Below are 14,392 nucleotides of genomic sequence, written 5' to 3'. Positions count from 1 at the left end.
CAAATGCATTTGTCGGGCCAGTTCCGAGAAAGGGAACAGAGAATGGAGGCAACCTAATTCACTCGTCGCAAAACTTTGACGATATTTTTTAAGCATATCGAACTCGGTAAAACCTAAACAAGGTTCGATTTCTGAGATTTTTTGTATCTTTACCATGTGTTTTTATTTTTAATTACCCCCGTTTTGGCCGTCAAACCGTTTTTTGGGGGGAATGCTTAAAGATACAAAAAAGGCAACTAACTCGCAATGAATTAGTTGCCTTAAATTTTATTATTTTAGGAATATCCCTCAAATAAACAGAAAAGGCGGCCCGGTCAAAACGAGCCGCCTTTTTGTTTTATCTATTTTTCTTCAACTATCCATTTTTCAATATTACGGGTTTCCGCACTGAAATTTACTCCTATTTTAAAGAGTTTCCGTTCATCCATCTCGAAAGGAAGAGCGTAATGCTTGTCATTTATCTGCTGCAATGCTTCTTCTGCCGTACCGTTCAGTTTAAATTCCATGATATAGATGAATTTGTCTGTCTGCAAGACAAGGTCGATGCGTCCTTCGCTTGTATGATATTCCACTTTGGCATAGAAGCCGACCAGTTTAAAAACGATGAAAAGCACGTTCTCGTAATGCAATTCCTGATCGCGAATCACTTCGTAGGTGGTATCTGCAAAGAAGCTTTGCAAGCGACGGAAGAAAGAACTGTAATCGCCGGAACGTACTTCACGAACAAATTTCTGAATTTCAAACGGAGATTCTACCTTATTTACATTCGCATAATAAGGAAGCAGGAAACGGACAAATCCTTCTTCTACTTCACGATTCGGGAAACCTAACCGATACATTCCAAATTCTTCATCATACCCTTTAATGGTGAGGTAGCCACTCTGATAAATCACCGGAATGGGATTAGTAGATTCAGAGTCTATGCTATTCAATACTTGGGCGTCGGTTTCTTCATGCGTCATCCGCTCCAAGTCATAATGATGTTTTTGCAGCAATTTCACCAGATAGGTCGGTGTGCCCGTTTCAAACCAATAGCTGCCGAAATCCTTACGTTTGAAAGCATTAAGCAAACTGAACGGATTGTACATACCAATAGAATTGTGCGTAAAATGGTAACCGTCATAGCACTCTCTCAACTCTTCACAAAGTTTATCATACGTTATTCCGCGCGCAGCAGCAAATTCATGAAGCTCTGTTTCCAAATTGTTGTGGATTTCACGCTCGCTAATGCCACAGATTTCGACATACTCATTCCACATGGATATATCATCCAAGTTGTTCAAGTCACTAAACACACTGACTTTGCCAAACTTTGTCACACCGGTAAGGAATGCAAACTTGATGCAACCGTCCATTGTTTTAAGCGCTCCATAAAAAGGCTTTAATGTATTCCGAAATTGCTTTTGCAATTCTTCATTACCGATGGCTTGCAACATGGGTTTGTCATATTCATCGACAAGAATAACCACACGTTGCCCCGCCAACTTACAAGCGCGCTCTATGATACCGGCAAAACGCAAGGAAAACGAACGTTCGGACGGCTCGGCACCATATAGTTTTTCCCATGCTGTCAGCGATTTATCAAGTATATTATCCAGACTTTCGGATGTATCATATTTCTCGATATTAAGGTCCAGATGCAGTATAGGATATTTGATCCAGTCCTTTTCCAGTTTTTCCACAGCCAGCCCTTCAAACAGTTCTTTCTTTCCTTGAAAATAGGCCTCTAAGGTGGAGACGAGCAGACTCTTTCCGAAACGGCGCGGACGACTCAAGAAGTAATAACTTCCGGTCTTTACCATTTGATACATCAGTGCTGTCTTATCAATATAGAAATAACCGTCATTACGAATTTTTTCGAAATTCTGAATACCGATCGGATAAATTTTATGGCTCATATTCTCTTCTTTTATTAATCAATGCCTTTCTTGCAAAGATATATATTTTTAATAGAAATCTTTGTCATGGCAGGTTAAAAGATTCTTTTCAATCATTCATTCTGCACATTTCCCCGGAAACTTAGGGACGATAAAATAAGGGGATAATGACTGCACAAAATTACGAAAAGCCCGGACTTTCGCAAGCTCGGGCTTTCTGTATCTTGAGGACGTCTCCTTTACCTATAGGGAAATGGGCGACTAGCAATTGATTCTAGTACAACAAAAAAAGACGTCCCAAGAGTAAAGATAAAAGGGATGCCAGTAGGAAATGTGGGGAGGCATCCCTTTTCTAATAGAAGAACAAAGATGGAAGGATGGACTTTCACAAGCTGTGTCTCTTCGCTTTGTCACTTCTCAACATATAATCTTCACACTTCGGTGAAGAAGGGTTTCATATTTATGGAGAGAACGCACTTCAACAAGCACGGGCTCTCCTATTATGTTATATCATTCTAGAGATAGCTCCCACCTCTGCCAGAGGCAAATATAGAGGAGCTATCTAATAGAACATTAAAGGATTTCAAATTAATCCGCAAAGAGAGCAGTAGGGAATGTTACTGTCTTCACCACAGGTGCAGGAGATGTTGCGCTCCAGCTGATTGAAGGAGTAATAGTAACTGTCACTACCAAATCTTTCACAAGACCCTTCAAGGCCTTACCAGCATCTGTTAATATCAATTTCTGTCCAGTAGAATCAAACTTGAAGTTAGTTTTGTCACTTAGTTCTACCTTAATAGAATATCCATAAAGAGCAAGAACAGCGTCAGCGGTAGTCAAAGTACCAGTGTCATAAGTGTTATTATCTGCAGTCGGCCACATTGCCTTGCCTTTTCTGTCTTTCCATACAATGTCACCTAATACATCAATCTCTGAATCTATGGTTTCAGCTGTATACGCTGTTGTGATACCTTTTTTAGCGTCCGTTGCACCAAATTCCGATTTAAGCAATTCTGATAATGAGATGAATTGAATCTTTTGGTTAGCAATTGAAGCAGGTTCAGTAGCATCGTTAGGCTGACAATTTACATCTACAGAGAATGCCATATTGTCTTTAGCGTGAGCCATGTCTACTGTGAACTTATCGTTAGCTACACTTCCTACATGATCGTCACCATTCTTGTCAACATCATACGTAATGCTGTTGTATATACCTGAAGTAACTCCGCCAGTAATAGCGTTCCATGTAGTAAAGATTGAGCCCATTTCTCTTTCGAGACTGATGCTCTGAATCTTATCAGCATTCTTAGTTTCATTAATCAGAAGAGACACCTTGCCATCTTCAGTCCACATACCTGAAGTTTTTGTAAATACAGGCGTCTTATAATCAACAGTTACCGGTAATTTGAATACAATTTGCTTCGTTGCGTCAACGTCAACTGTCAATACGGCTTCCATAGTACCCTTGTATGCAGCGGTTACTGTCAGTTTCAGGTTATCATATTTAGTATCACCAGAAGCAATACCACTAAACTTCACTTTATCTCCATCGTTAGCCGTGGCAGTTGAGCTAGCAAGTTTAGCAGTAGTAATAGCGTCTTTGATTGCCTTAATATTAGCTGCTGACACAGCAATGTCGGATTTTTCTGATTTATTCCAAACTACCGTCTGTGCTGCCAAAGATTTTGTTTCTATTTGCTTGAAGGTGACAGTCAGTTTAGCCGGAGCAGAGGAGCCACCGACGCTAGAATAATCAATGCCCTCATGAGTTTCTCCATCAAAAGGAATACCATTTGTAGTTATATAGCAGACTTCAACCTTTGCTTCTTGCCCTTTGGTAGAAGTGATGGTTTGTTTGCCGGCTTCGTTCGTCCCCAATGTTACACCTTCAGGAGCATCGGCTGCCAACTTATAATAATATGCATAGACTGTACTCAAATCCATAGGAGTGGTGGTAGCTGCAGCTGCCAAGTCATCCAAAACCTGTACCTCACCAACTTTTGCGGACACTGCTGCATCTACCAGTTTAGTAGCACTTGTAACTGCTTCCGGTTTGATTTTAACATCATAAGCAGAGATTATTTCATTGTTCCATGCGTCTTTTGTACAGAATGCGTATGCTTCATCTGCAGGAAGGGCAGTTTCCAAATTCAAGCCATCTTTTAGTGTAACAGTAAGGTCGTAAACACCACGATTCACTTTGGCTTCGGTAGCACGTGTCAATGGTTTTGCAGTTTTATTTTGTTCAATCTTAGAGATAACAAAATTAGCTTCATTTTGAGAATTCATCAAATAGATTTGATATTTGCTATCAGTAAAGTCAGGACCTACTGGATTAATCAACGCATTCAACACGCCGGAATTAGTTATTAACAGGTCATTTTTCTTAAATTCTTTTTTCTCATCCTCCATACCAAAAGTGAAATCAGCTTTGCATTGAGCATAACTTAATTTAAGTTCCTTTGTTCCGCCTGCAGTGATTTTACCATTCTCAATAGTCACTCCTTCAAGGCTACTAATCAAAGCTGCAGTAGGCAGAATAGTTGTTAATTCTGTTCCAGTAGTTTTATCTTTTACATGTAGAGTAAAGCTAGGTAATCCCTCATTCTGTACAGCATAAACAGTGGCTGACGAATAATCACCTTTCACCCATTTATCTGTAGCGTCATCATAGAAATACCAATAATCTTTTTCAAATTCACCTGTTCCATCACCAATAAAAGGAGATTTTCCGGCAGGACCAGCAGGACCTTCGGGACCAACAGGACCGACAGGACCTTCGGGACCAACAGGACCAACAGGACCTTCGGGGCCAACAGGACCGACAGGACCAGTAGCACCGGTCTCACCCTTTTCACCTCGTGCCGGTTTCCCAGTATCAACACCGTCTATAAACCAGTTTCCATTTTCTCCAATTTCAACGACAGATCCATCTTTACCATTCACAATAGAATATTTATTTCCATTGTTGAAAGTAATTTCAAATCCACCAGTGATACTTTTAATGTCTGTTACCCAATTACCTGCATTCACTTTTGCTTGCAGTTCAGCAAGACCTGCCGCATTGGCATCAATCTGCGTTTGCAGATTGTCGATGTCATCATCATAGTCTTTACAGCCTACATAAGTGACAGTAGCAAGCGTCAATGCCCCGAAAAGCATTACCCTAACAAAATTTTTCTTCATAACTACTTAAAAATTACATTAATAATATATTATTAAACACTAAGTTTCAATAATAGACCGCCCGTTACTTTGTAGGTAACGGAGAAACCTTTGTGCCTGCTCTTCGGGAGTAGTCAATACTGAAAAATGATACGATAAGCAATGAAACTTTTTTACCCCTGCTTCTGAAAGGCAGTAGAGGGAAGAAGATCTTTTGCAAAAATTTAGAAGTTAACAAAGCCCTAATACAAAGAATCCGCGTGTTTTATTTGGTTAATTCCTATTTTGAGTAGTTTATTAGAAAAAATGTATGATTTCGTTTGGTTGTTTTAAGAAATATGCTCATATTTGCACCGATATTCATTCCCGTTACCTACAAAGTAACAGAGTAATTTTCAAGCGTTTACACCCACAATAGAGCGTTTCACAAAGTCAAGAACTTGTCTATTTGCTTCATCAATTTTCTTACTCCGGAAAGGTTTCAGATAAGTCTCCGTCACAGTGATAGACGAATGTCCCATCGCTTCGGAAATAATGCCCGGATGAATTTCACAATAATAAGCTGTCGTAGCCCAGGTATGGCGGGCGGTGTACGAGCTCAATTTATCGGATAATCCCAATAATTCACCTAACAACATCAACTGCTGGTTAAAGCTGCGCAATGCCAACTGATATTCGCGATATGCCTCTTTAGTTCCTTCACGGCTTTTCAACAACGGAAATAAATAGGGAGAAGAAGGATCACGATTCATATACTTCTTCACCAGGATCATCGCTTCGGGAGTCAATGTCACCGACAATGGTCGTCCTGTCTTACGTCTGCGATACGTTATTACGTTATCACGCAAATCGCTCTTACGCAAATAAGCGAGATCGACAAACGGCATACCACGAAGCGAAAACATCAGAATGAATAACTCTTGCGCCTGACATACAGCAAATGGCACACCTGACGTACGAGATAATTTTGCAAACACCTTCTTCATATCGTCATCACACAACGCACGTTTATGATCGGCACGAGTACCGGTATAAACAGAACGGAACAGATGAGGTACATAAGGAGCTTTCCCAAGATCGACGGCACGATTGTAAACCGCACGAAACGTACGCAGATAAGTGGAAACGGTGTTCCAGCTACAACCACGACTACGAAGGTAAACTTCGAATCCCTTCAGCCACTCCGAAGTTACTTCACTAAAAAGCAAATCTTCTTCCCCACAATAAACAATGATGGCATTCAGACTGCTACGATAAACATGCGCAGTACCGAAGTTTCCCTCCATCTGTAGCCCCATGGCTACCTGCTTCATAAATGTTACTACTTTCAACATTTCTCAATTTATTAATTTATTCGACAATAAAGATACAAGTATTCTCACTATTACCACCCGGATAGTTCCAAAGATATTCTATCATTTATATAACTGCCATCCATCAATATTCATTTTTTATTGTTACTTTTGTGAGAAAATGAAAGAGTTATGAACCAACCAGTAAAGCGCAAACGTATTCCGTACGGAATGATGAACTTTATCGATGTCCGCGAAGACGACTGTTATTACGTGGACAAGACACATTATATCCCGCTTATAGAGAACGCGAACAAGTATTTCTTTTACATTCGCCCGCGAAGGTTCGGAAAGAGCTTAACGATCTCCATGCTCCACCATTATTATAACATATTAGAAGCGGACAAGTTTGAGAAATGGTATGGCGACCTGTACATAGGAAAGCATCCCACTCCCGAACGAAATTCATATCTCATCATTTATCTGAACTTTGCCGTAGTTAATGCCGAATTGAATAGTTACCGGCAATCATTGGACGCACATTGCAACACAGAATTCAATTTCTTCTGCGATGTCTACGCCCAATATCTTCCCGAAGGGATAAAGGAAGAAATGAATAAGAAAAAGGGAGCCGTAGAACAACTGGATTATCTATATAAAGAATGTGTCAAAACCAATCAGCAGATTTATCTGTTCATTGATGAATACGACCACTTTACAAACAAAATCCTATCAGAACCTTCCTGCCTCGAAGATTATAAAAGCGAAACGCACGGAACAGGTTATCTGCGCAGCTTCTTCGATACGGTGAAAGCAGGCACTTATTCTACGATCAAACGTTGCTTCGTAACAGGTGTCAGCCCCGTCACAATGGACGATCTCACCAGCGGATTCAATATCGGCACCAATTATTCGCTCTCTCCGGAATTTAATGAAATGACCGGATTCAACGAAGAAGAGGTGCGCGCAATGCTGGATTATTATGCCACTACCTGCCAGTTTCACCACTCTACCGACGAGCTGATAGAAGCCATGAAGCCCTGGTATGATAATTACTGTTTTGCAGAACAAAGTTATGGCAGCACTACAATGTACAACTCCAATATGGTACTCTACTTTGTGGATAATTACATCCGGAATGGAGGCTATATGCCACGTAATATGGTAGAAGAAAACATCCGCGTGGATTACAACAAACTACGAATGTTGATCCGCAAAGACAAAGAATTTGCTCATGATGCCTCGACCATTCAGACGTTGGTGCAACAGGGATATGTCACCGGCGAATTGAAAACAGGTTTTCCAGCCGAAACAGTTGCAGAACCGGATAACTTTACCAGCCTATTATTCTATTTCGGAATGTTGACTATCAGCGGTACTTTAGAAGGAGAAACGAAGTTGACTATTCCCAATCAAGTAGTGCGTGAACAATTGTACAGTTACTTATTAGATACCTACAACGAAGCGGACCTCCGCTTTGACAACTGGGAAAAAGGGAAACTGGCATCCGCTATGGCTTATCGTGGCGACTGGAAAGCCTACTTCGACTATATTGCCGAATGTCTGCACCGATATTCTTCCCAGCGCGACAAGCAAAAAGGCGAAGCATACGTACATGGATTTACGTTGGCTATGACCGCACAGAACCGTTTCTATCGCCCCATCTCCGAACAGGAGAATCAGGAAGGATATGCCGACATTTTCATGTTTCCCTTACTGGATATTTATAAAGATATGCTCCATTCCTACATTATCGAACTGAAGTATGCCAAAGGAAAGGATAGTGACGAAAAGGTGGAGCAACTCCGGCAAGAGGCTATCACACAAGCCAACCGCTATGCCGCCAGTGAAACGGTGCAAAAAGCAATCGGAACAACGACGCTGCACAAAATTATAGTCGTTTATCAAGGGATGAAAATGGTGGTGTGCGAAGAAGTTTAAAGTTCGTGTATATATTTTCATGTATTATAATAAAAGAGGCTGTCTAACAAGTTTAGACAGCCCCTTTTCGATATCTTAGTAGTCTTCTAAATTATTTCTTAGAAGCTTCCAAAGATGCTTTACGGAATTCTTTCATTGCTTTTTCGATTTCCAAAGAAGCTTTACGAGCGCGAGTTCCTGCTGCTTTGTTACCGTTTTCGATCTGTGCGTTAGCATCTTTTGAGAAGTCAGCATACAGAGCTGCTACCTTTTCTACCAATTCTTTCATAATCCTTTTATTTTTTTCGTTAATAATGTGCCGCAAAAATACACTGTTTCCCGAAATAAAAGCATAAAATCAATATTTTTTTTGAAATATTCTTCGAAAAATATCTAAAAAAGGGGCTTTTCACCATTTTTACCTACCTTTGTAGCCATGAAACTGCTTACAGATACCGATTATATACATGCATTGATTGCTGAAGGGGAGCACCAGCAACAGGACTTTAAATTCGAAATTTCCGACGCACGCAAAATTGCCAAAACACTCTCGGCTTTTGCCAACACGGACGGAGGAAGATTACTTATTGGCGTAAAAGACAATGGAAAAATCGCGGGAGTACGCTCCGAAGAAGAAAAATATATGATTGAAGCCGCCGCACAACTTTATTGTGTGCCGGAAGTGGAATACACATTGCAAACATATATAGTGGAGGGACGACAAGTGTTGGTAGCGACCATCGAAGAAACTCCGCATAAACCGGTTTACGCCAAAGACGAAACCGGGAAACCTCTAGCCTATCTCCGCATCAAGGATGAAAATATTCTGGCAACACCTATACATCTCCGTGTATGGCAACAGAGCGACAGCCCCCGTGGCGAACTGATCCGTTACACCGAACGTGAACAGCTCCTGCTCGAACAACTGGAGCATGGCACTTTACTCTCACTCAACCGCTACTGTCGCCAAACCGGACTTTCACGACGTGCCGCTGAACATCTGCTCGCCAAATTTGTTCGTTATGATATTGTGGAACCCGTATTCGAAAATCATAAATTCTACTTCCGAATAAAAAACGAATAACCACAAACAATACTTAATACTTAACTATGACCTTTATCAACGAGATTAACGACATACTCTGGACCTATATTCTGATTATCATGTTATTGGGATGTGCTGTCTGGTTCAGCATACGGACACGCTTCGTACAATTCCGCATGATTCGCGAAATGATCGTACTGTTAAGCGAATCTGCGGGCAAAGGGAAGCAGGGAGAGAAACATGTATCTTCTTTTCAGGCATTCGCTATCTCTATCGCCAGCCGTGTGGGTACGGGAAATCTTGCGGGAGTGGCTACCGCCATCGCTATCGGCGGTCCCGGAGCTATTTTCTGGATGTGGGTCATCGCACTGTTAGGGGCTTCGAGTGCTTTCATCGAGTCTACCTTAGGGCAATTATACAAAATACGCGGAAAGGATTCATTCATCGGAGGTCCTGCTTATTATATGAAGAAGGGATTGAAGCAACCGTGGATGGGAATGCTTTTTGCCATATTAATAAGCATCACTTTCGGTTTTGCTTTCAATTCTGTACAGAGCAATACCATCTGTGCTGCTGCGGAGCATGCTTTCGGGGTCAATCATATTATATTGGGAGGGGTACTGACATTGCTGACGTTGGTTATCATCTTCGGAGGTATTCAACGCATTGCCCGTGTCAGCAGCATTATCGTGCCGGTTATGGCATTGGGATATGTGGGGTTGGCGCTGGTGATTGTTATACTCAATATCACTCATTTACCGGGCGTCATCGCGCTAATTGTCAGTCATGCTTTCGGTTGGGAACAGGCACTGGCAGGAGGAGTCGGCATGGCATTGATGCAAGGTATCAAGAGAGGACTCTTCAGCAATGAGGCCGGTATGGGATCGGCTCCGAATGCGGCTGCCACGGCTCATGTCAGTCATCCCGCGAAACAAGGATTGATACAGACTTTGGCAGTATTTACGGATACATTATTGATTTGTACTTGTACGGCTTTTATCATTCTGTTTAGTGGTGCTCCGCTGGATGGATCGACCAATGGGGTGCAGTTGACTCAACAGGCATTGACGAACGAGATCGGTTCTTCGGGCAGCGTCTTCGTTGCTGTGGCTCTTTTCTTTTTCGCTTTCAGCAGTATTCTGGGAAATTATTATTACGGGGAGGCCAATATCCGCTTTATCACTCACCGGAAGTGGGTGCTTCATGGTTACAGGATATTAGTGGGCGGCATGGTGCTCTTCGGGTCACTTGCCACATTGGATATGGTATGGAGCCTGGCAGATGTCACTATGGCATTAATGGCTATCTGCAATCTGATCGCGATCCTCTTCCTTGGAAAATATGCGATCCGCCTGTTAAATGATTACCGGGCACAAAAGAAAGCCGGTATCCAAAGTCCTGTTTTTAAGAAAGAGTCTATGCCGGACATCGAAAAGGACTTGGAATGTTGGTGAAAACCAACTGTTTTTGTACCTTTGCACGGAAATTGACAGATGGTAGTTATATTATATACCTTCCACGCACTCAAATAGTAAATTGTAAATTGTAAAATTGTAAATATAACAATGGGCTTATTTGGTTTATTCAAGAAAAAATCCGATGAAACGAAAGTCGGCAATGTAGAAGATTTCATTTCACTGACCCGGGTGTATTTCCAGTCAGTGATCGCCACAAACTTAGGTATCACCAATATCCGATTCTTGCCGGACGTAGCTAACTTCAAACGTTTGTTTAAAGTGCCTACTCAAAACGGTAAACTGGGATTGGCCGAAAAGTCTGCATCACGCAAAATGCTGATGCAGGATTATGGGCTGAATGAGAATTTCTTCAAGGAAATCGACGCTTCCGTAAAACGTAACTGCCGCACTCAAAATGATATTCAATCTTATTTGTTCATGTATCAGGGATTTTCTAATGATCTGATGATGTTGATGGGAAATCTGATGCAGTGGAAGTTCCGTATGCCGTCGATCTTTAAAAAGGCTCTGTATGGCATGACGCAGAAGACGGTGCATGATGTTTGCACCAAGACGGTATGGAAAGCGGATGATGTGCATAAGACGGCTGCGGCTATCCGCCAATACAAAGAGCGTCTGGGATACTCGGAGCAGTGGATGACGGATTATGTGTATAATATCGTTCTACTTGCCAAGAAGGAACCGAAACGGAAGGATGACGACACGGAAACGAAAAAATAAGTCGCGTTAAATGTTAGAAAAGCGTAAAGATTAATATGATAGAGAAAGCGGGGGTTTTGTACTTCCGCTTTTTTTGTTATCTTTATGTACTTTTTTCTTTTGTCTTGATACAAAAGAAAAAGTACCAAAAAGAAAAAATCAAGGCTGCGTCTGCCCGGCTACTCCGGTCTCATCCCCGGCTAAAGGGCAGAAACTCGCTTCGCTCAAACAGTCTGCCCTTCTTAACGCCGGGAATGAAACCTCCGCTTGACGCCGTGCAGACGAGGCCGGGAGGCCATGCGGCGTGGAGTGCTATGCAGTGTAGAGTGCTATGCGGTGTGATTGTGTATTATGTTGCGCTTTGATGATTATGTTGGTAGGTTATGGATGGAGGATACTTAGGGGATGAGATGCTGTTCGGGATTTGAGACATATAGTTCGGGGGAAGGGAGGTCGTTCAAACTTAAAATGCTTATTATATAATTTAAAAATTGATAGATTGCTTATGAAACAAAAGAAAATGCTTACACTTACTTTTTCACAGTTGAAACAAATCTATGGTCAGGAGATTCCGGAGATAGTGGAGATAGCGGATAAGAGCTCTACTGTTGAGGATTTCAAGACTGGAATACTGCGGTTGTTAGAGACTTGCAGGATAGAAAACGAAGCTGCGGAGGAGGCGAGGGAGCAAATTCGACTCTTACTCCATTATGATGGGCAGAATGTCCATGAACTGTCTACGGGACAGGATATGTCAGTACAGACTATTCGGCTGCTTTATGAGTTTCTGACGGGGACGTTGGAGAATATGGAGATGCCGACGGATTTGTTTATTGAAATTTTTCAGATGTTTAAACGGTTGAAGGGAGAAGTTGTGCCTTTGCCGTCACCGCAGCGTATCAAAAGTCGGAATGACCGGTGGGAAACCGGACTGGATGAAGAGGTACGGGAGATACGGGATGAAAATAAGGAGCGGATGTTGCACTTGCTGATTCAGAAGATTGAGAACAGGAAGTCGAAGCCTTCGGTTCGTTTCCACTTTGAGGAGGGAATGAGTTATGAGGAGAAATACAGGTTGGTAAGTGAGTGGTGGAATGATTTCCGCTTTCACTTGGCGATGGCTGTGAAGAGTCCGGGAGAACTGAATCGGTTCCTGGGGAATTCTCTTTCTTCGGAGACGATGTATTTGCTTTATCGGGCACGGAAGAAGGGAATGCCGTTTTTTGCGACTCCTTATTATTTATCGCTACTCAATATTACAGGATATGGGTATAATGATGAGGCTATCCGGAGTTATATTCTGTATTCGCCACGATTGGTGGAGACGTATGGAAATATTCGTGCGTGGGAAAAGGAGGATATTGTGGAGGTTGGTAAACCTAATGCTGCGGGATGGCTTCTGCCGGACGGACATAATATTCATCGCCGGTATCCGGAGGTGGCTATTCTCATTCCTGACACGATGGGAAGGGCTTGCGGGGGACTTTGTGCTTCTTGCCAGCGGATGTATGATTTCCAAAGCGAACGATTGAATTTCGAGTTTGAGTCTTTACGCCCGAAGGAGTCATGGGATCGTAAGTTGCGCCGGTTGATGACTTATTTTGAAGAGGATACACAGTTGCGGGATATTCTGATTACAGGGGGCGATGCGCTGATGAGTCAGAATAAGACGCTTCAGAATATTTTGGATGCGGTGTATCGGATGGCGGTACGCAAGCAGAAGGCAAATCTCGAACGACCGGAAGGAGAGAAATATGCGGAATTGCAACGAGTACGGCTGGGGTCACGGTTGTTGGCTTATTTGCCGATGCGTATCAATGACGGATTGGTGGATATTCTGCGGGAATTCAAAGAAAAGGCTTCGGCTATCGGGGTGAAACAGTTTATTATCCAGACTCATTTTCAGACTCCGCTGGAGGTCACGCCTGAAGCTAAAGAGGCGATTCGGAAGATTCTTTCTGCCGGATGGATCATCACGAATCAGTTGGTATATACAGTGGCTGCTTCGCGTCGGGGACATACGACACGGCTTCGCCAGGTGCTCAATTCATTGGGCGTGGTATGTTATTATACTTTCTCGGTGAAGGGATTCAATGAGAATTATGCAGTATTTGCTCCCAACAGCCGTTCGATGCAGGAACAACAGGAGGAAAAGATTTATGGTCGGATGACACTGGAACAGGCGGAGGAATTATACAAAATATTAGAGACGAAAGTCGGAACGGAAGAGGAGACGAAAGAAGATGTTGCCAAGCAATTAAGACATTTCATGAGAAAACATCATTTGCCTTTCCTTGCTACGGATCGCAGTGTATTGAATTTGCCGGCTATCGGTAAGAGTATGACCTTCCAATTGGTGGGACTGACGGAAGAAGGAAAACGGATTCTACGCTTCGAACATGACGGCACTCGTCATCATAGCCCGATTATCGACCAGATGGGACAGATTTATATTGTAGAAAATAAATCACTGGCCGCTTATCTGCGCCAATTAGCCAAGATGGGAGAAGATCCGGAAGATTATGCTTCTATCTGGAATTATACGAAAGGAGAAACCGAACCTCGCTTCAGTCTTTACGAGTATCCTGATTTCCCCTTCCGCACTACTGATAAAATGAGTAATTTAGAAATAAGTAATAAGTACTAATTAGTCGTCCCTTAAAAAGTACTCATCTGCGGGATATTGCAAGAAAACAGTGTCCCGCAGATTTTTTCAACAAGTAGCCAAAGAACCCTCATGGCTCTTTTGAAGTTGTACGCTGCTGCGGCTAAGAGCAGATTGACAACATCCCCGAACACACCTTTATAAAAGTTGCGTCCTAAACGAAAGTCTGATTTCAAATGCCCGATAGTCGGCTCTATTCCTGCACGCTTGCAGAATAGCTTATGTTTCTTCTTGCGTGTGTAATAACTGTT

At 42.3% G+C, this 14,392-nt stretch carries 10 protein-coding genes and 1 pseudogene; 5 read left to right on the top strand and 6 right to left on the bottom strand.

Annotated features, from left to right (window positions below):
• The 4 genes and pseudogenes from HMPREF0106_RS28385 to HMPREF0106_RS00475 form a co-directional block, all read right to left on the bottom strand.
• Window positions 1–156, bottom strand: a pseudogene (locus HMPREF0106_RS28385) (DDE transposase); the annotation flags it as partial.
• Window positions 157–341: 185 nt separating this feature from the next.
• Window positions 342–1,898: an ATP-binding protein gene (locus HMPREF0106_RS00465; protein WP_004316203.1), complete on the bottom strand. Its 1,557-nt coding sequence runs from the start codon at window positions 1,896–1,898 to the stop codon at window positions 342–344.
• Window positions 1,899–2,465: 567 nt separating this feature from the next.
• The gene (locus HMPREF0106_RS00470) at window positions 2,466–5,063 is read right to left on the bottom strand and encodes a collagen-like protein (RefSeq protein ID WP_157133830.1); all 2,598 of its coding nucleotides are present in this window, start codon (window positions 5,061–5,063) and stop codon (window positions 2,466–2,468) included.
• Window positions 5,064–5,437: 374 nt separating this feature from the next.
• Entirely contained in the window at window positions 5,438–6,376 is a 939-nt protein-coding gene (locus HMPREF0106_RS00475) for a tyrosine-type recombinase/integrase (protein WP_009041272.1), read from the bottom strand.
• Between the two features lie 150 nt (window positions 6,377–6,526).
• Between HMPREF0106_RS00475 and HMPREF0106_RS00480 the strand changes: the two genes are divergently transcribed.
• Window positions 6,527–8,275, top strand: a complete 1,749-nt coding sequence (locus HMPREF0106_RS00480) for an ATP-binding protein (protein ID WP_009041271.1) — start codon at window positions 6,527–6,529, stop codon at window positions 8,273–8,275.
• 91 nt (window positions 8,276–8,366) lie between these two features.
• On the opposite strand, the gene HMPREF0106_RS00485 is transcribed toward HMPREF0106_RS00480, so the two are convergent.
• Window positions 8,367–8,543 (bottom strand): histone H1, encoded by a 177-nt coding sequence (locus HMPREF0106_RS00485; RefSeq protein ID WP_004301965.1) that lies wholly within the window; start codon window positions 8,541–8,543, stop codon window positions 8,367–8,369.
• A gap of 147 nt (window positions 8,544–8,690) precedes the next feature.
• Between HMPREF0106_RS00485 and HMPREF0106_RS00490 the strand changes: the two genes are divergently transcribed.
• The 4 genes from HMPREF0106_RS00490 to HMPREF0106_RS00505 all read left to right on the top strand — a co-directional run bounded on the left by HMPREF0106_RS00490 (window position 8,691) and on the right by HMPREF0106_RS00505 (window position 14,123).
• Complete coding sequence (locus tag HMPREF0106_RS00490; protein WP_004314088.1) at window positions 8,691–9,338, top strand: helix-turn-helix domain-containing protein; 648 nt, start codon at window positions 8,691–8,693, stop codon at window positions 9,336–9,338.
• A gap of 26 nt (window positions 9,339–9,364) precedes the next feature.
• A complete protein-coding gene (locus tag HMPREF0106_RS00495) occupies window positions 9,365–10,753 on the top strand; it encodes an alanine/glycine:cation symporter family protein (protein ID WP_009041270.1) in 1,389 nt (462 codons plus the stop codon).
• A 111-nt stretch (window positions 10,754–10,864) separates the two neighbouring features.
• Window positions 10,865–11,497 carry a hypothetical protein gene (locus HMPREF0106_RS00500; RefSeq protein WP_009041269.1) on the top strand — a complete coding sequence of 211 codons (633 nt, stop codon included), beginning with the start codon at window positions 10,865–10,867 and terminating at the stop codon, window positions 11,495–11,497.
• 484 nt (window positions 11,498–11,981) lie between these two features.
• Window positions 11,982–14,123 carry a KamA family radical SAM protein gene (locus tag HMPREF0106_RS00505; RefSeq protein WP_009041268.1) on the top strand — a complete coding sequence of 714 codons (2,142 nt, stop codon included), beginning with the start codon at window positions 11,982–11,984 and terminating at the stop codon, window positions 14,121–14,123.
• Window positions 14,124–14,134: 11 nt separating this feature from the next.
• Here the strand turns inward: HMPREF0106_RS00505 and HMPREF0106_RS00510 are convergent.
• On the bottom strand, window positions 14,135–14,392 hold a 258-nt coding region (locus HMPREF0106_RS00510; RefSeq protein ID WP_009041267.1), incomplete at its 5' end, for a transposase.

The sequence above is a fragment of the Bacteroides sp. D22 genome (assembly GCF_000163675.1).
In the GTDB taxonomy this organism is placed as follows: domain Bacteria; phylum Bacteroidota; class Bacteroidia; order Bacteroidales; family Bacteroidaceae; genus Bacteroides; species Bacteroides xylanisolvens.
This window is presented reverse-complemented; position numbering and strand designations above follow the sequence as displayed.